Origin of the sequence: Pseudomonas sp. K8 (assembly GCF_014889455.1) — a bacterium.
Lineage (GTDB): Bacteria > Pseudomonadota > Gammaproteobacteria > Pseudomonadales > Pseudomonadaceae > Aquipseudomonas > Aquipseudomonas veronii.
Genome location: NZ_VJWO01000055.1, coordinates 1 through 16,296 on the forward strand (window position 1 = coordinate 1; position 16,296 = coordinate 16,296).

Annotated in this window: 16 protein-coding genes, 1 tRNA gene and 2 pseudogenes; 5 read left to right on the plus strand and 14 right to left on the minus strand. The window is 58.2% G+C overall.

Annotated features, from left to right (window positions below; all coding sequences use genetic code 11):
* The first annotated feature begins 276 nt into the window (after nucleotides 1–276).
* On the plus strand, nucleotides 277–540 hold the full coding sequence (locus INT12_RS26205; protein ID WP_141123472.1) for a hypothetical protein: 264 nt from the start codon (nucleotides 277–279) through the stop codon (nucleotides 538–540).
* Nucleotides 541–799: 259 nt separating this feature from the next.
* On the opposite strand, the gene INT12_RS26210 is transcribed toward INT12_RS26205, so the two are convergent.
* Both INT12_RS26210 and INT12_RS26215 read right to left on the minus strand, forming a co-directional pair.
* On the minus strand, nucleotides 800–1,036 hold the full coding sequence (locus INT12_RS26210) for a DUF2790 domain-containing protein (protein WP_169884367.1): 237 nt from the start codon (nucleotides 1,034–1,036) through the stop codon (nucleotides 800–802).
* 596 nt (nucleotides 1,037–1,632) lie between these two features.
* On the minus strand, nucleotides 1,633–2,565 hold the full coding sequence (locus tag INT12_RS26215) for a cation diffusion facilitator family transporter (protein ID WP_046383563.1): 933 nt from the start codon (nucleotides 2,563–2,565) through the stop codon (nucleotides 1,633–1,635).
* Nucleotides 2,566–3,281: 716 nt separating this feature from the next.
* On the opposite strand from INT12_RS26215, the gene INT12_RS26220 reads away from it, so the two are divergent.
* Nucleotides 3,282–4,823, plus strand: a complete 1,542-nt coding sequence (locus INT12_RS26220) for a DUF6622 family protein (protein ID WP_193039823.1) — start codon at nucleotides 3,282–3,284, stop codon at nucleotides 4,821–4,823.
* Between the two features lie 46 nt (nucleotides 4,824–4,869).
* Here INT12_RS26220 and INT12_RS26225 read toward each other — a convergent pair whose 3' ends face one another.
* Nucleotides 4,870–5,166 (minus strand): hypothetical protein, encoded by a 297-nt coding sequence (locus INT12_RS26225; RefSeq protein ID WP_046383561.1) that lies wholly within the window; start codon nucleotides 5,164–5,166, stop codon nucleotides 4,870–4,872.
* Nucleotides 5,167–5,298: 132 nt separating this feature from the next.
* Between INT12_RS26225 and INT12_RS26230 the strand changes: the two genes are divergently transcribed.
* Nucleotides 5,299–5,640, plus strand: a complete 342-nt coding sequence (locus tag INT12_RS26230; RefSeq protein ID WP_046385301.1) for a hypothetical protein — start codon at nucleotides 5,299–5,301, stop codon at nucleotides 5,638–5,640.
* A 1,271-nt stretch (nucleotides 5,641–6,911) separates the two neighbouring features.
* Here INT12_RS26230 and INT12_RS26235 read toward each other — a convergent pair.
* Nucleotides 6,912–6,998: transfer RNA gene (locus INT12_RS26235), tRNA-Leu, on the minus strand.
* Between the two features lie 336 nt (nucleotides 6,999–7,334).
* Here INT12_RS26235 and INT12_RS26240 point away from each other — a divergent pair.
* Nucleotides 7,335–7,526, plus strand: a complete 192-nt coding sequence (locus INT12_RS26240; protein ID WP_017846338.1) for a hypothetical protein — start codon at nucleotides 7,335–7,337, stop codon at nucleotides 7,524–7,526.
* A gap of 56 nt (nucleotides 7,527–7,582) precedes the next feature.
* Here the strand turns inward: INT12_RS26240 and INT12_RS26245 are convergent, their stop codons facing one another.
* A complete protein-coding gene (locus tag INT12_RS26245; RefSeq protein WP_017846337.1) occupies nucleotides 7,583–7,864 on the minus strand; it encodes a hypothetical protein in 282 nt (93 codons plus the stop codon).
* Nucleotides 7,865–8,060: 196 nt separating this feature from the next.
* On the opposite strand from INT12_RS26245, the gene INT12_RS26250 reads away from it, so the two are divergent.
* Nucleotides 8,061–8,519 (plus strand): GFA family protein, encoded by a 459-nt coding sequence (locus tag INT12_RS26250; RefSeq protein ID WP_193039824.1) that lies wholly within the window; start codon nucleotides 8,061–8,063, stop codon nucleotides 8,517–8,519.
* Between the two features lie 2 nt (nucleotides 8,520–8,521).
* On the opposite strand, the gene INT12_RS26255 is transcribed toward INT12_RS26250, so the two are convergent.
* The 9 genes and pseudogenes from INT12_RS26255 to INT12_RS26290 form a co-directional block, all read right to left on the minus strand.
* The gene (locus INT12_RS26255; protein ID WP_193039825.1) at nucleotides 8,522–9,049 is read right to left on the minus strand and encodes a DinB family protein; all 528 of its coding nucleotides are present in this window, start codon (nucleotides 9,047–9,049) and stop codon (nucleotides 8,522–8,524) included.
* 106 nt (nucleotides 9,050–9,155) lie between these two features.
* Nucleotides 9,156–9,947, minus strand: coding sequence for a hypothetical protein (locus INT12_RS26260; RefSeq protein WP_193039826.1), 792 nt, complete (start codon nucleotides 9,945–9,947; stop codon nucleotides 9,156–9,158).
* A gap of 18 nt (nucleotides 9,948–9,965) precedes the next feature.
* A complete protein-coding gene (locus INT12_RS26265) occupies nucleotides 9,966–10,313 on the minus strand; it encodes a DUF2493 domain-containing protein (RefSeq protein ID WP_046383555.1) in 348 nt (115 codons plus the stop codon).
* 65 nt (nucleotides 10,314–10,378) lie between these two features.
* Nucleotides 10,379–13,093 carry a magnesium-translocating P-type ATPase gene (gene mgtA / locus INT12_RS26270; RefSeq protein WP_017846332.1) on the minus strand — a complete coding sequence of 905 codons (2,715 nt, stop codon included), beginning with the start codon at nucleotides 13,091–13,093 and terminating at the stop codon, nucleotides 10,379–10,381.
* A 234-nt stretch (nucleotides 13,094–13,327) separates the two neighbouring features.
* Complete coding sequence (locus INT12_RS31475; RefSeq protein WP_226926310.1) at nucleotides 13,328–13,621, minus strand: hypothetical protein; 294 nt, start codon at nucleotides 13,619–13,621, stop codon at nucleotides 13,328–13,330.
* 319 nt (nucleotides 13,622–13,940) lie between these two features.
* Nucleotides 13,941–14,552 (minus strand): LysE family transporter, encoded by a 612-nt coding sequence (locus INT12_RS26275; protein ID WP_017846331.1) that lies wholly within the window; start codon nucleotides 14,550–14,552, stop codon nucleotides 13,941–13,943.
* 74 nt (nucleotides 14,553–14,626) lie between these two features.
* Complete coding sequence (locus INT12_RS26280) at nucleotides 14,627–15,418, minus strand: AraC family transcriptional regulator (protein WP_046489450.1); 792 nt, start codon at nucleotides 15,416–15,418, stop codon at nucleotides 14,627–14,629.
* Between the two features lie 50 nt (nucleotides 15,419–15,468).
* Nucleotides 15,469–15,981 (minus strand): annotated as a pseudogene (gene arsH, locus INT12_RS26285) (arsenical resistance protein ArsH); the annotation flags it as partial.
* Nucleotides 15,979–16,264: pseudogene (locus INT12_RS26290) on the minus strand (arsenate reductase ArsC); the annotation flags it as partial. The pseudogenes INT12_RS26290 and arsH, both read right to left, overlap by 3 nt.
* Between the last annotated feature and the right edge of the window lie 32 nt (nucleotides 16,265–16,296).

Sequence of the window (16,296 nt, forward strand, 5' to 3'; positions counted from 1 at the left end):
GAGATCCACTTAATAACCAGAGGCTATGACACGAGCCCGGAAAACAGACTCCGGGTCGCGGAAAGCCTGGCCCACGTGCCCGCGCGCGAACGCCATTCCGCCTCTGAGCTGGACCACTGGCTTGATTGTCACTTCAAAAGCTGAGGGGCTCCGTCACGGCACATTCAACGCAAGAGTGATAATCAAAGACAATGCCAGGTACTTATGCAGGCAGATTACGAGATACATTATATAAAGAGCGATCACAAGAAGGTCCGACGCGTCAGAGCCCAACACATGATGGATCTTGATGCGTGGAAATTCGCAATTATTGCCGAAGGCGGCAGTCGTGAAGAGACTTCGCCGTTAGTTTGTTTGGCGCAAGTCAAAGCACTTGCCGCTAAATACGATGTAAGTTCAGTCAGGTGGAACAAGGCGATCCATGTCAACAACTTGGATACCGTCGTATCGAATAGGCGGATGGCGTTGGAGGATGCCGGCGACCGTAACTTAGAGTGGGCTCAACCTCGGGATGACGTGACACCCGATCAATCTGGCTGATAGAACGCAATCGAGTGTTGTTCGACTCGAAAAAGGCCTGGACGTGTTCCAGGCCTTTTCATCGAGCAGCGCCGCTTCAGCAGTTGGCGCTCCTTGGGCTTGGCTTGGTTTTGTCGGCGCATAAAAAACCCCGCACTGGGCGGGGTTAGTCTGCATCACCGATGCAGAGGGCGGGAAATAGTGCTGGGAACTTCCCCCAGCTTGCCCCTGTGGGGCGTTTTAACAAGCCTGTCATCAGGCAGGCTTTGTCGGGACTCTGTTAGCTGTTGGAGCAACCGTTAGCCATGACACTGTATTGCATGACATGTACGTGACCTTGGTGGTCCAGGTAGGTCATCTGGACAGGGACTACGGCACAGACATTGTCAGGGATGGAGTCCATGTGAATCACTTTGGCAATGTCGAGGTGCGAGCTGTAGCTGTATTGCTCAACGGCAGGCTCATCGGCAAACGCCATCTGGCTACCCAGCATTACAAAAGAAGCAGCAATCAACATTTTAAACAGTTTCATTTTTTCAGTGTCCCAACGATGCAAACGATTTACGTCTTCAGTCGGATTGGCTATGGCCGAAGGCTCTACGAGGCGCGGGAGGGTGGTTTGCTTGGACCCTATGGATTCGCGCTTCGTCGCTTTGTTTGGAAGCTGTGTTTAGTTTATGCCTATGGCGATTTTGATAAATCCCAAAGACTGGAAAGCATTGTTGTTGAAAAAGTAATAATTCACTCCGGCGCCTGGTAGCCACCCCAGCCGATACACTCGGTTTCTGCTCCTGTCGATGACGCGAACTTGCGCTTGTTTAGTGCCGTGAGAAAGCATGGGGTTGGGGGTAGTACGAATCTCAAAACCGAGCGTCTCAGCATTAAGTGATGGTGGTTTGAATTAATACTATTGGCCTGTTATTTCAATATTTAAGCGTTCTGGTTAAAGCGCTCATGAATAAAAATAATTGAGAGTATTTCGCAGGCTTAAGTTTGTTTCGGTACTTGGACAATCAAGTGTTGTGTGAAAAATTTGTGATATGTCTGTGATGCTTGGCGAGTTGCTTTTGCACTATCCCTGTCGGCGGATCGTGTTGCCGGCGTCGCGCCAGGTTAATGATCAAGGTCGGGGCGGTGCCAGGGATCTACATGCGTCATAAGATTCAAAACACGATGAATCTGCATCACATTTTCCCTTGCGCAAACTGCAATGGCATGACCTTCCTCAACGGTAATTGAGGCATCCACTTCGATATGAGCGTCGACAATGATCATGTCCCCCATTTTTCGAGTGCGTAGATCATGTACACCTTTAATGCCGGGGGTATTTTTAAGCGTATTGCGGATAGTTTCGACTTCCTGCTCATCAGCCGATCGGTCCATCAGGTCGTGCAATGAATCCCAAGTGAAACTCCAACCCATCTTGGCGATCATGCCTCCAACAACCAGCGCAGCAATCGGGTCAAGAATCGGGTAGCCCGCCAGATTGCCCACAATACCTATGCCGACAACCAAGGAGGACGCGGCGTCGGACCTTGCGTGCCAGGCATTGGCAACCAACAGACTAGACTTAACTTTTTTGGCCACCCGCAGCATAAAGCGAAACAACAGCTCCTTGGCCACCAGCGCTGCGATGGCAACCCATAAGGCCGCAATGTGTACCGTTGGAATCGATTCAGGGGTTTCAAGCTTGAACACTGCAGAACCGATCATGCCCACGCCCACGATCAACAACAGTATGCCCAATACCATGGATGCGGCGGTCTCGAAACGCAGATGCCCATAGGGGTGACCTTCGTCGGCATCCTCCTTGCTTTTGTGGCTGGCGAACAGCACTACGAAATCGGCGATCAAGTCTGATAGCGAGTGAATACCATCGGCTACAAGCCCCTGGGATTTTGACATCACGCCTACGACAATCTGTGTGCACGACAGCGCGATATTGACGATGACGCTCATCCAAGTGCATCGCGAGGCTGCCGCCGCGCGGGCGACTTGACTATATCCCTCGTCTTCAGATTGTTCAGAGATCTGTTGATGATTCATGTGTATTTCTCTAATTGAAATTGATACTCGTCTCGCGCGGTAAGACGCGCCACAACTTAGTACTGGTTGCGCTTTTTATCGGGCGTGGAGGGTAAGGCGTCTGCCTCAATTAAAGCAAGGTGCGATGAGTTATAAAAGTGCCTATTTATCGGTATTTTGGTCTGAGTGTAATGATGTAAATGCTAATACTTCGCGTAACTAAGTTTTCCACCTGGCTGCAGGGTTTGTGAGTCAAATAGGGATGACTCTCAACTTCACTAAAGAAAAGGTGGGCCGGTACGGTGGGGTGGGTTTTATCTCTCGAGCCGAAGCGGTCAGGCACAGGAAAAATGCACGGAAGAATAATGTGATTGTCGTGGGGTATTTATTTGTAATAGATGTATTGGGCGGTAAGTTCAGAACCTTGCGCTACAAAGTCCAAGGACGAACTGGTTAGCGGCGATTTTTTAGGGGGGAGGAGGATCGCGGGTCTGAGTTTTGCCTCGGTGTGCCTGCGTAGAGTAAGCAGCATGGTAGTAGATTCGGCAGGAAGCCGGGGGAGAGGGGGAATTGCGGGGAGCAAAGCGCCTCGGTCATCCTCCGGTGATTGGTGACGGTAAGATTTGCATCGTCATTTCGTAACGAGACGATGGGCAAAATATGTCACGCACCTCAATCGAGTACTAAGCCTGCGCTTGCTTTACCGGTTAGAGCTGACAGCGTTTTTGATATCAAGGATGGATATGCTGACGCGGTGGCTATATCTGCTGGCTGTTTCTGTACTGTCACTGTTGTCGATGGTATGCAACGGTCAGGTTCGAGACGTCGTGATGGATCTCGGCGCACCAGATGCAGCGCGGCCAATACGCGTGGCTATCTGGTATCCCGAAGGCGTATGTTCCCCAAAAACGTCGGGGCTGTGCCTTGATGAGTCAGCGGTTACTCACAAGGTCATCGTCGTTTCACATGGCAGTATGGGTGCGTCAGACGATTACGCCTGGATCGGTGACGGCTTGGCAGCCAAGGGATATATCGTCATAGGTCTCAATCATTTCGGTGAGTCCCGGGTCTACGGGGAGCAGACACAGACCTTCCGAGCGACCGGTATGGTGTGGGAGAGGGCCCTGGATGTGTCGCGCGTATTGGATGCGCTGAAAAAGCTGAGCCCTTTTCAAAAACAAGTCTCCTGGGACGATGCCATCGTCATTGGCCACTCCGCCGGTGGCCAGACGGCTGCATTGCTGGTGGGAGCACGCTTTGACCTTCAGGCGTTCGCGCAGTATTGCGGTACCGGGCAAGCAGAGGGCGACCGTTCGTGTTCTTACGCCCACGACATCAAGCGCGCGCCAAGTTCATTTATCTCATTGTTCAACGGTAACTATCGCGACTCCAGGGTCAGGAAAATCGTTCTGCTGGACCCCGCCCTAGGGCCAGCATTACTTGAGCAATCCATGGCGGGCTCGCGAGTTCCAGCGCTGGTGGTGGGGGCTCTCCACGATGATTTTTTGCTTTGGAACAGTCAGGGTGCCCGTTATGCGGCCGCGATTCCTTACGTAAAAACATTGTTGTTGGAAGGCGGAGAGGGGCACTTTGTTTTTCTCTCCGTTTGCCATCATGACGCCAAGGTCAATGACGTTCCGCTCTGTGTGGACAAGGCTGGTGTGGATCGCCAAGCGGTGCATGAGCGCTTGTTGTCCACGCTCGTTGCGTTCATTGCGCCTGATGACGAAATCCCGCTATCCGGACAACCGACAACGCCCGCGACTGCCAATGCCAAGGTTGCGCAACTGACTGTGATGGAAATCCTCAGCTACACGCCGCGATGGGTCTTCGGTTTGTTTTTTGTGCTCTGCGCGTTGGGGCTGATGCAAACACGCACACGACGGGTGCGATTCAGCCTCGCCTTGCTGTTGCCCATTGGCATGCTCATGTTGTCCCTGTTGGGAGTCTTTCAGTACACCCGGTATTGGATTGCCGCAATTGGGTGTTGGCTCGTGGGGCTTGTCGCCGTCTGCATGATCGCTTCGCGGATAATGGATGGCGGTTTGGTGACGTGGGATGACAGTTCGGCTCGACTGATAGTGCGAGGGAGCTGGGTGCCGCTGTTGGTAATCCTGGGGATTTTCATCACGCGCTATCTGTTAGGCGTGGCCCGTGCGCTGCAGTTCCAACCGCTCGATCAATGGCCGCTGCAGATGTTGGTGGCCGCCGGGTTGGGAGCTTGGAGTGGCTATTTCGCGTGCCGGGCCCGACGGTGCTGGCAAGCATCTCGTTGGTAGCCTTGCGCGTGAGGGTTGAGAGCATTCTGCTCGGCGATCTCTTGTTTTAAATTGAAATCATCGGCGTCAACATCAAGATACTTTTCAGCCGCTCAGGAGTCGCTTCTAACTTGTTAGCAGGGAGCTCTTGGCCCAGTACAATTGTCAATGCGTTGAGCCAGTCTCTTGAGTTTTGAGAGGCGCATTGGTCTGTTGGTAAATGCTCATCAGCTACATCCCATTTCTGTACAGGCCAATCCACCAGGGACGCTAGGAGACCATCTCTCAGAAGCTGAAACTGCTCGTAAGAGTCGTTTGGTGTCTGATTGAGTGCAGCTTTCAACTTCGCGAGGCGATGTGGCATTACCGTTCCTTGGCATTTCAGATAGGCACAACGCTACTACGCTGAGAGCATTGTTGGTTACTGGCATTCCGTCCATGCTGGATGCCTGGCCAGGTCCGGGGTACAGTCGACACTTTCCTGGGGAGGACCACAATGAAAGCTTGGCTGACGGTTTTGTCTGCGCTAATTCTCGCGGGTTGTGCGGACAGTGGGCCGATGAAGGTCGGGCCTGATACGTACACGATTTCAACCCGGGTACCTTTTGGCGGACCTGCGTCCGCGAAGGGGCAGGCGCTCAAAGAGGCGAACACATTCTGCGAGTCCCAAGGCCGAGAAATCCTGCTTGATCACATGCAGGCCAGTGAATGTGCATTACACGGCGGTTGCGGTGAGGCCGAGATTTACTTCTTCTGTCTGGCCAAGGGTGATCCGCAGTTGACGCGCCAAAAATACAGCCCCGATCCCACGCAGAAGATTGAAATCAATCAGCGCTGATCAGCCACGGCTTTTTGGTCCGGCAGCATACTTCGGGCTACAGTCTCGCCAAACCAACGAGGGAACGACATACGGATATTGATAACGGTGTGTCGGGCATCGTTCATGTGCTGTGTGGAAGATTGCGCTGGATGCTCAGCCCCTAGGCCTGCGGCCTCAAGAACACCACTGCATCTGGTAACCCGGTACCGCTCTGCTACGGCAAGCGGTGTGTAGGCGCGGCATTACGCCTTCGCCAGCGTGATCAAGCGTCTAGGTCATCAATGCGCTCAAGCACGCCGACCGGAGAGCGGAGTTGCGAATCGATGCGTCAATGAGGGGGTTGTGTTTGAGTCGGCAGGACGCAGGGAGAGGGGAGTTGCGGAGCAAGGCCTAAAATTGCGGAGCGCAAACATTAAGGGCCTACATGAAGTTCATCATGCACGCCCTTGATATCCATGGTACCCAAAGCCGTAATCGAACCGGCACGCCCTTACGAGCGGGGGATTTTAAGTTCGCATGAGGGCACGCGTCGGGCGTAAACCTTTAAGCCCGGCGCCATCCGTAATTAACGGCGGAAGCGGAATTTTTGCCAGCCATATTTGAACCTGAACGTTCCGGTATCTCCTCGTAGAACGTAGAGGCTGACCCTGTAAAAAGCAGTAAAACGAGAGAATCCAAGGTGTCTGATTTTTCTGTAGACCCAAACCCATCCGTGGCGATTGGTAGTTTTGGCGGGTCTCAACACGATTAACACGCTCCTTCTGCTATGCGTAATTTGGCGCAGATGATAGCGATGTGCCCCATCTAGAGGCTGTCAAATAATAACGGTGCGGGAACTCGTTGTCGCAATAGCTGTATTGCCAATATTCATCTTGGTACTGCACCGCGCGCCCACGTAAACCAAGCTGCTGTTCACCTCTAATCTCCGCCGTTGTGCGGGTTTTTTCGTAGGGAGAAAAGTATGACTGCAACCGGAAAAGACCGGGATATCTTGGCGCGCCTCCCCTTTGGCGTGAGGTCCGTGGTGCAGGTCTGGACGGACAGATCGCCGTGGCCCGGACCATCCGTCACCGAGAGCTCAACGAATTCTCGCCATCACCGGTGACGGCGATCAAGGATTGATCGCGCTGCGGGCGTGTCCGGCGTATGTGAGGAGTGTTTCAAAATAGGCGTTGGTGTTCGGTCGGCAGGACGCCGGGGAATGGAGAGTTGCGGAACAGGTCTGAAAATTGCGGAGCAAAAAAGATAAGGGCTCGCATGAAGTTCATCATGCAAGCCCTTGATATCTATGGTGCCCGAAGCCGGAATCGAACCGGCACGCCCTTACGAGCGGGGGATTTTAAGTCCCATGCGTCTACCAGTTTCGCCATTCGGGCGGCAGCGCGGTGCAGCAGGGTTGGGAATATATAGATCCGGGCGCCAGGGCGCAAGGTCGGAGGTTGCCTTTCTTGCACAAACACCGGGATGAAAAAGCTCGATAGATCAGTGATCTACATCGGCTTTTGAGCACAAGCCGAAGATTCCCAGGGCCGGCGAATACGCCTCATAAATGACAGGTGCGGCAATACGCCGTCACGCTGCTTCAGAGTGGACGACTCAGCAGTGGCGGCCTTGGGCATAAGCCGCTGCGACATGCGGTCCGCAACGGCGCTGGATGCGGGTGTAAGGTAGGCCGTGCAACGCTTGGAAATCTCAGGAAAAGCGAGGTGACTATGAGCGCTCCAACACTCAAGAAGCTGCATCTGAATGGGTATGACATCGTGCAGGTCAATTTCGGGCCGTGGCGGGTGTGTACGGCTCAGGACCGGTTGGCGTCCTTCGATTCCCGCGAGCAGGCGCTGGCCTATGCGGCCACGCTGTCGGTGCGCAAGGCGCGTGGCAGGTCGGGGTCCAATGATGACTGAGTGACTGATTCAGCAGAACCAAGCCCCGGCGCAACCGGGGCTTCTGCTGCTTGGGACTACACGAAGGGCTGACCACTGAAGCCGCGTGGCAGGCGCTGCAACCCTGGCAGGTCGGTCAAGTGTTGCGCCCAGGCGCTGCGCCAGTCGCTGGAGGTGTGGGTCTTGGCTGCGCGCGAAGCTCGGCGGGCGGCGTTGCGCTGGGTGCGGCGCGCTTCCTTGTAGGCCTCGGTGTTGCGGCAGGTTCGGCATTTGACGCGGTTCAGCTCGGTGCTGGAGGGGAGGCTGCCGCCGTGATGGCCGCAGGCTAAGTGCCCGGCGACCTTGAAGTGAATGACCATGTAAGCGTCTCCTTCTTGGGTATACGCGCATCTGCAGATCCACAATGCACGCGGGGAGGGCGGGCTGCGATTGATCCCGACACCTACAATTACGACCCCGTGCTGGTCGCAGCGTTCGGTTTACGGGCCTGGCCCTTCTCAACAGCAAGGCTCGACGTTACCCTGCCTCAAGTCCAATCATAAAAAGGAGTGAGTGATGAGCGTCGAGAACCTGCCTCGTGAAGGCAGTTGCCGTTGTAACCGCGTGCGCTTCAGTGTGAGCCAGCCCCCCGTGATCACCATGGCCTGCCATTGCACCGGTTGTCAGAAGATGACCGCCAGCGCGTTCTCCCTCAGTGCGCTGATTCCCGCCAGCGCGTTCACCGTGACCCAGGGTTGCCCGGTGATCGGCGGCATGCATGGCGTGGACCGCCATTACTTTTGCCCCCATTGCATGAGCTGGCTGTTTACACGGCCCCATGGCATCGATGAGTTCGTCAATGTGCGTGCGACGATGCTGGAGAATGCCGAGGATTATCCGCCGTTCATGGAAACCTGGACCAGCGAGAAATTACCCTGGGCCACGACGCCGGCGGTCGAGCACTTTGCACAATTGCCCGGGCCGGAGGATTTTCCACGTTTGTTGCAGGCTTACGCCGAGTTCGGCGCCCGCTGAGTTCAGTCGATCAGCGCGAGCAGGTCGGTATCGCCCACATCGTGTCCGGCCTGGGTCAGCAGTGTCGTCAGCTGGCCCCGGTGGTGGGTCTGATGATTGAAAAAATGCACCAGCAGGCCGAAGAACGGTTTGTCCGCCGCGACCCCGCGCATGTTGTGGTAATGCAGGCGCAGGTCGAGGTCAGGCTCGCGCAGGCTTTGCGCCCAGTCGATGATCAGTCGATCCAGCCAGGCGCGGTGGCTGGTCAGTTCGTACAGGTCGGCGAAGGCCAGTTGCTTGAGATCGGTGGGCGCGGCAATGCCGCTTAACGGTGCCAGCGCCGCGTGGCTGGCGGGATGCTGGGCAAAGCGTTTGAGCCACACGGTGTCGCCCAGTGTCAGGTGGTTCAGCGTGCCGAGGATCGAGCCGAAAAATGCGCGGCGGTCCATCCGTAGTTCGGCGTCCGTCAGCTTGGCGGCCGCGTCGTAGACTTTACGGTTCATCCACTGGTTGTAGGTCGCCATCAGGGCGATCTGTTCGATACGGTTCACGGGCTTTATCTCTGTCTGGGCGGCGCGATGGCGCCATCATAAGGCGTGCCCACCCCGCGGTCATCGGGTTCCGCCAGAGGACGCCACCCCTGCGAAGGCGTGACGCCTAGAAACGCAACGTGGCGCCGGTGGTCAACCATTGCGCGCGTTCAGCGACCAGGCTGCGCCCAACCACCACATCGATGTCGATCAGCGGCCCAAGGTGGAACCGCGGCCCCGCTTGCCAGGCCTGCTCACCGTCTTTTTGGCCGTAGCGTTCGACAATCAGCGTCAACGAGTGCGCTACCCGATATTCGGCGCCGGCGCCCCATGTGAGACGCTGGTTTTGTTCGCCGTCGTCATACGCGTGGGTCCAGCCGGCATTCAGGTTCAGTCGCAGGGGCTCCAGCGGTTGCCACGTCAACGGCACGTTGAAGTCCGCGCCATCAAACGCATGTCGCCGGTCCAGGGCAACGTGGGCGCTGGCGGACACGGCTATCTCCAGGCGCAGGTCCTGACGTGACATTACCTGCGCCTTCACTTGCGGGCTCACTTGCGTCTCGCGGTTGGCCCGTGACAATGCTACGCCCCATTGCACGGCGGGCAGGGCCTCGAAGGTGCAGGCAGGCGACAGTGTCTCATTGTGCGTGCCGCCGTCGTGTCGGTGGGCGCTGTACCAGGCGTCGACGTTGCATTCGCCCGGCGCATTGATCGCGCCGTCGTCGACTGCATAAGCGCCCCCTGCCGCGAAGGCCTTCGAGAATAGGCTGATGAGCAGGACGACGCTGAGTGTAAGCCCGATAAACATCAGGTTGCGCCGTAACGCCCGCCGTTTGGCTGGCGGTAACAACAAGAGGGTATGGCGAGCGCCTCGATAGCGGGTAACCCTGTCCGAGGGGTGGCGGTGTTTTTTGTACATGTTGTGCCTCGCTTGAATTCAGCTTTCTACGGTCAGCACCGAGATGCCGCTGGCTTTGGCCTGACAGACCAGCTCTGACGTGTCATCGCCACCGGGCAGGGCGATGACCACATCAGGGCGGCTGTCGGTCAGCATGAAATGGTTGCGCTGGCGTTCCGCCTGCTTGCCGTGGCGTTGCCAATTGGGCGGATAACGCACCACGTCGATGCCGATTTCCCGCGCCCACTCCTCGATCTCGCTGCCGAGGAACTGGTTGCCGCCGTGGATCAATACCTGCACCGGGCGCAGGCGGTGGTAAGCGTCCAGCACGTGGCGGGAACGTTGGGTGTCGGCGTAATGACGACCTGCACAGATCAACACGCGCATGCTTGAAATCCTTGTAATGCACGGTGGCAGCCGAGCGACCGCCACCGTCTGAACGGCGGGAGTGATCAGTACCACTGCTTGAAGCGGCGGATGTAGATCGTCTTCATCAGTTGAGCCACGCAGCAGTAGCTGAGCAAGGTGCCTGCCAGCCATGGGAAGTACGCCAGCGGCAGCGGTTGCAGGCCCACCAGGGTGCCGAGCGGCGAGAACGGCACATAGATCCCCAGGGCGATCACCACACCGGTCATCAGCAACACCGGCCATGCCGCGGTGCTCTGGAAGAACGGGATCTTGCGGGTGCGCAGCATATGCACCACCAGGGTTTGCGAGAGCAGGCCCTCGATGAACCAGCCGGACTGGAACAGGGTCTGCATCTCCACGCTGTTGGCGGCGAACACGTACCACATCAGCGCAAAGGTGGTGATGTCGAAGATCGACGAGGTTGGCCCGATCCACAGCATGAAGCGGCCGATGTTCTTCGCGTCCCACTTGCGTGGCTTGGCCAGGTATTCCTTGTCCATCTTGTCCCACGGCAAGGCCAGTTGGGAGATGTCGTACATCAGGTTCTGCAGCAGCAGGTGGATCGCCAGCATCGGCATGAACGGAATGAACGCACTGGCCACCAGCACCGAGAACACGTTGCCGAAGTTGGAGCTGGCGGTCATGTTCAGGTACTTCATGATATTGCCGAAGGTTTCGCGGCCCTTGAGCACGCCTTCTTCCAGCACCATCAGGCTCTTTTCCAGCAGGATGATGTCGGCCGATTCCTTGGCGATGTCGGTGCCGCTGTCCACCGAGATCCCCACGTCGGCATCGCGCAGCGCCGGCGCATCGTTGATACCGTCACCGAGGAAACCGACAGTGTGGCCGTTGGCTTGCAGGGCCTTGAGCACCCGCGACTTCTGCAGCGGTGTCAGCTTGGCAAACACCGTGCGCTCTTCCACGCGGCGCTGCAGGGTTGCATCGTCCATTGCTTCGATGTCCACGCCGAGCAGCGGCTGGCCTGGGTCGAGGCCGACCTGGCGGCAGATCTTGCTGGTGACCACCGCGTTGTCGCCGGTCAGCACTTTTACCGCTACGCCGATCTGTTGCAGCGCCGCAATCGCCGGGCCTGCGGTTTCCTTCGGCGGATCAAGGAAGGTCAGGAACCCCTGGATCACCAGGTTGCGCTCATCGGCGGTGGTGTACTGCCGGCGCGCCAACGCGTTCGGGATATTGCGGGTGGCCACCACCAGCACGCGAAAGCCGTCTTCGTTGTAGTCATTGGCAATCGCCAGCAACGCCTCGCGACGCCGCTGATCCAGCGGCACCGCGGCGCCGGCTTCGATCACGTGCGTGGCAATGCTCAGCATCTCTTCCACGGCACCCTTGCACACCAGCAGATGGTCGCCGGCGGCGTCCTTGACCACAATTGACAGGCGACGGCGTACAAAGTCGAACGGCAATTCATCGACCTTGCTGTAGGCAAACGGCGCCTGGAACTTGGGGTTTTGTGCCGAGAACTGCACCACGGCCTGGTCCATCAGGTTCTTCATGCCGCTTTGGTGATAACTGTTGAGCCAGGCCAGCGACAGCACCGCGTCATCGCGCTGGCCAAAGGCGTTGACGTGATGTTCGAGGATGATCTTGTCCTGGGTCAGGGTGCCGGTCTTGTCGGTACACAGCACGTCCATCGAACCGAAGTTCTGGATCGCGTTGAGGCGCTTGACCACCACTTTGCGCTTGGCCATGGCGGTGGCGCCCTTGGCCAGGTTGGCGCTGACAATCATCGGCAGCATTTCCGGGGTCAGGCCGACGGCGACCGCCAGGGCAAACAGGAAGGCATCGCCCCAGTCACCCTTGGAGAAACCGTTGAGGAAGAACACGATCGGCACCATCACCAGCATGAAGCGGATCAGCAGCCAGCTGACGCTGTTCACGCCGCGATCAAACGCGGTCTGCGCCCGGGAACCGACAATCGCCTTGGCCAGCGAGCCGAAGTAGGTGCGCGGTCCGGTGGCCACCACCACGGCTTTGGCGCGGCCGCTGACCACGTTGGTGCCCATGAAGCAGATGTTCGGCAGGTCGAGCAAGTTGCCCTGGTCGGCGGCAAGGGTACTGGCGGACTTTTGCGTCACGTCCCCCAGCGTGTCGTATTTTTCCACGGGCAAGGCTTCGCCGGTCAGCACCGCCTGGCTGATGAACAGGTCACGCGATTCGATCAGGCGGATGTCGGCCGGGATCATGTCGCCGGCCGACAGTTGCACGATATCGCCGGCCACCAGTTCGCGCATCGGCACTTCGCGCAGGGTTGGCTGGGCGCCGACCTGTTCGCGGCGCAGTACGGTGGCGGTGGTGCGGACCATGGCTTTGAGCGTTTCGGCGGATTTGGCCGAACGGTGCTCCTGCCAGAACCGCAGCAGGCTGCTGAGCAGGACCATGGTCATGATGATGATGACTTTGGTCAGGTCGACTTCTTCACCGGCCTGCAACGGCAACCAGTAATCGGTGACGAAGCTGATCGCGCCCAGCGTCAGCAGCACATAGATAAACGGATTGTTCAGCGCCTGCAGGAACTGGATGAACGCGTGAGGCGGCTTGTCATGGGCGACTTCGTTATGGCCTTGCCGTTGCAGGCGTGCAGTGGCATCCAACTCGGTCAGGCCATCCAGAGTGGCTCGCACATTGGCCAGGGTGGCCGACAGGCCGTTATGGGCTTCGCGGGCGGCCCGCATCGATAGCCGAGTGTCGGCGTCGGTGCGGTTTTTGTTGGGCTGTGGCGGTTTTTTTACGGCGCTCATGGTGTGTACTCCTGTCGCCAGTTCTCGACAAAACATACCCGGTACTGACCTGATGACAGGCGAGCGAAAGCATGCCGAGTCGCGGACTTCGCGATCGGTTCAAATAAGGTGTTGAATAACTTTCAATGGGCCCGCTAAGTGCGCGTTAGTTACTGCGCGCGCAGCGGGCTACTACTGGAAAGGTTCATAAAAGAACTCCAGGGTATTGATCAGAAAGTTGCTGTTTCCAAGCGGTCAAGCGGCGCGAGTGCTCAGGTAAAGAGCGGGCATCAGGCGGGCTTCAGCCAGGTTGGAAACGTTACGTCTCTGTGGGTCTTGAGGGGCGGCGTGAGCCCAATGCTGCTGCAGTCGGCCAGTCGTCGGGCAGGCACGCCAGTGCGCCAGCGGATGGGCCGGGCGCATTCGAGGGGAGGGTACGGCAAAGGTCGGGCGGGCAACACAAACGCCTGCGGGCGCTCGGCACAGCTTGGCCCGCAGGGTCGCGGCCAGCGTTCGTACATCTTTTACAACAAAGGTTTGGAAGGTCATAACACACCTCGGGACCGGACGGGCGACCGGTGAGGCAGTTACGGTGGAGCACAAGCTCTAGCGCAGCTTACCGGACCGGAGAGGCAAGTCCTGTCATCTTCTGGGTTGGGCGCCCGATGCCCGCCAACGCGGTGCTCGGACAGCGACTAGATACTGTGTCCATTGGCTTCTTTTGTGAGGTTTAAAAAAGGCCCCAATTGCGGGCAGGGGCAATCTACTCAGCCAGTTGCGGAATGTCAACGCATGATTAATTAAAATACCAAGTGTTCAGAGTCTATTCAGATAAAACATATTCATAAGTTACCGGGCATATATAACTTCATATGCCTTGCGCGGCGAGAACGGCGAGATAGATCAAGACTACACCGCACGCCGCGTAACTGATGCGTTGCCAGGTCGGCGAGGCGTTCTTGCGCAGCAGATTGACCAGTGCGGCCGTCAGAAAACACGACAGCACCGAGGCCAGCATGAAACCGCCGAAAAACATCAGCGTCTGCGTGTGGCTGGGCGTAGCCCCGACGATGCCCGACAACGCGCTGCCCAACGCCCCCCAGTACACAATGTTCTTCGGGTTGGCCAGCGAAATGGCTGCGCCCACCGCCAGCGCATTCGTGCCGGAGCCGGCCGGTGCGCTGTCGGCTGCGGGCAAACGCCAGGCGTCGAGCAGGCTGCGCACGCCGAGCCAGGCGAGATAGAGCGCGCAGAGGAGGGTCAGCGGCACGCGCACGGCGTCATGCTGGATCAACAGCGCGATGCCGGTCAGGCCGATCACGGCCCACACCGCATCGCCGACCAGCGAACCGACCTGCACCAGCAACGCCGGGGTGAAACCGTGTTGCAAACCACGGCGCAAGGTCTCCGCCAGCACAGCGCCGGGGGACAGGCAAAACACAAAACCGAATACCAGTGCGTAAAAGAAGATCGCCAGCATCCCTATGCTCCATCAAGTGATGGCGGGCAGTGTGCTGGCGCACGCACGCGTTGTCTTGGACCAGATTGTGCTGTTCAGCGTTTCGCCACACTCTGATAGCGGCCAGGCGTGAGGCCATAGGCGGCGCGGAAATGCCGGTTGAGGTGGCTCTGGTCGGCAAAACCGAGCTGATGGGCGACCTCGCCGGCCGCCATCCCATTGCGCAACAGGCCTTTGGCGCGGCGCGTGCGCAATTGCATGGCCCACTGGCGAGGGCTGAGCCCGGTCTCTTTTTGAAAGGTGCGCAGCAGGTGGAACTTGGACAACCCCAGCGCCTCGCCGAGGTGGTCCAGGGGCAGTGATTGATGCAACTGTGCGGCGAGCAATTCCTGGGCGCGGCCGATCAGGCTTTTGCCGGCTGCCGCGTTGCCGGGCAAGCGCACGCCGCTGAGGCCGACCACTTCTCCCAGCAGCACAACCAGGGCGTCTTCGTTCAGCTCGCGGACCAGAACGTCGCCGCTCGATGCGCCTTTTGCCACAACCGCCAGGCGCCGCGCCAGATCCGGCTGGAAACACAGCGATCGATCGAATTCGACATGCGCCAACCCCAGGTCGGCGGCCAATTGCTCGGCGCTGACGTACAGGCTGATAAACTGCCACGGCGCGCCTTCCGCCGCACCGCCGCCCTGAATCTGCCCGGGGTTGTACAAGGTGATGGCGCCTGGCCCGGCCACGAACTCGCGGCGGTCCAGCCACACGTTTTCTTCGCCCACCAGGTTCACGCCGATCACGCATTCGTCGTGGCTGTGGCGGGCAAAGGTCAGGCCGGAGCAGTGGACGCTGTTGATTTCGTAGTCGCCCAGCCAGGCGTGTTGCAGGGTGCTCATGGGGTCGGCTCAGTCATGGGATGGACGTGAGCATACGCCGTCAGCCAGGCTCAGATCGACCGTTGATTGACCCGTTGCGACAGTTCTTCGGCGCTTTCCCTGCGCTCCGAGTAGCGGTCGACCAAATCCGGACGATCACGCAGCAGCACGGTGAACTTCACCAGTTCCTCCATCACGTCGACAACGCGATCATAGAGCGCCGAGGGTTTCATGCGGTCCTGATCATCGAACTCCATGAACGCCTTGGGCACCGAGGATTGATTGGGGATGGTGAACATACGCATCCAACGCCCGAGTACGCGCAGTTGGTTGACCGTGTTGAAGGACTGGGAACCGCCGCACACTTGCATCACCGCCAGGGTTTTGCCCTGGGTCGGGCGGACCGCGCCCAAGGACAACGGCACCCAGTCGATTTGCGCTTTGAACACCGCCGACATCGAACCGTGTCGTTCAGGGGAACACCTGACCTGGCCTTCCGACCATTGCATCAGTTCCAACAGCTCCTGCACCTTCGGATGCTCACGCGGGGCATCATCGGGTAATGGCAAGCCGCTCGGGTCGAATGCGGCTTGGATGCTCGCCTCGTCGCCCGACATCCGAAGGGTCTGCCAACCCCCAGTGCGCCTTCAGCGCCGGGCCGAAATACACTGGGCAGGCTTCACCGGCGGCCTTGTCGCACACCGTGATCACCACATCCGGCGGGCTGCCTTCAAAGGCGTCGTTGCCCTTGCTGTACAAGCCCTGCGTGGCCTGCAACGTGCTCAGGCTGCGGGGCAGCACCTGACCCTTGGGGAAGCTGCCGGAGCTGACTGCCTCAAACCCTTCTGGCGCCAGGTGCTTGAACATCGCTTCGGACAAAATGCTCCGTCAGCTGTTGG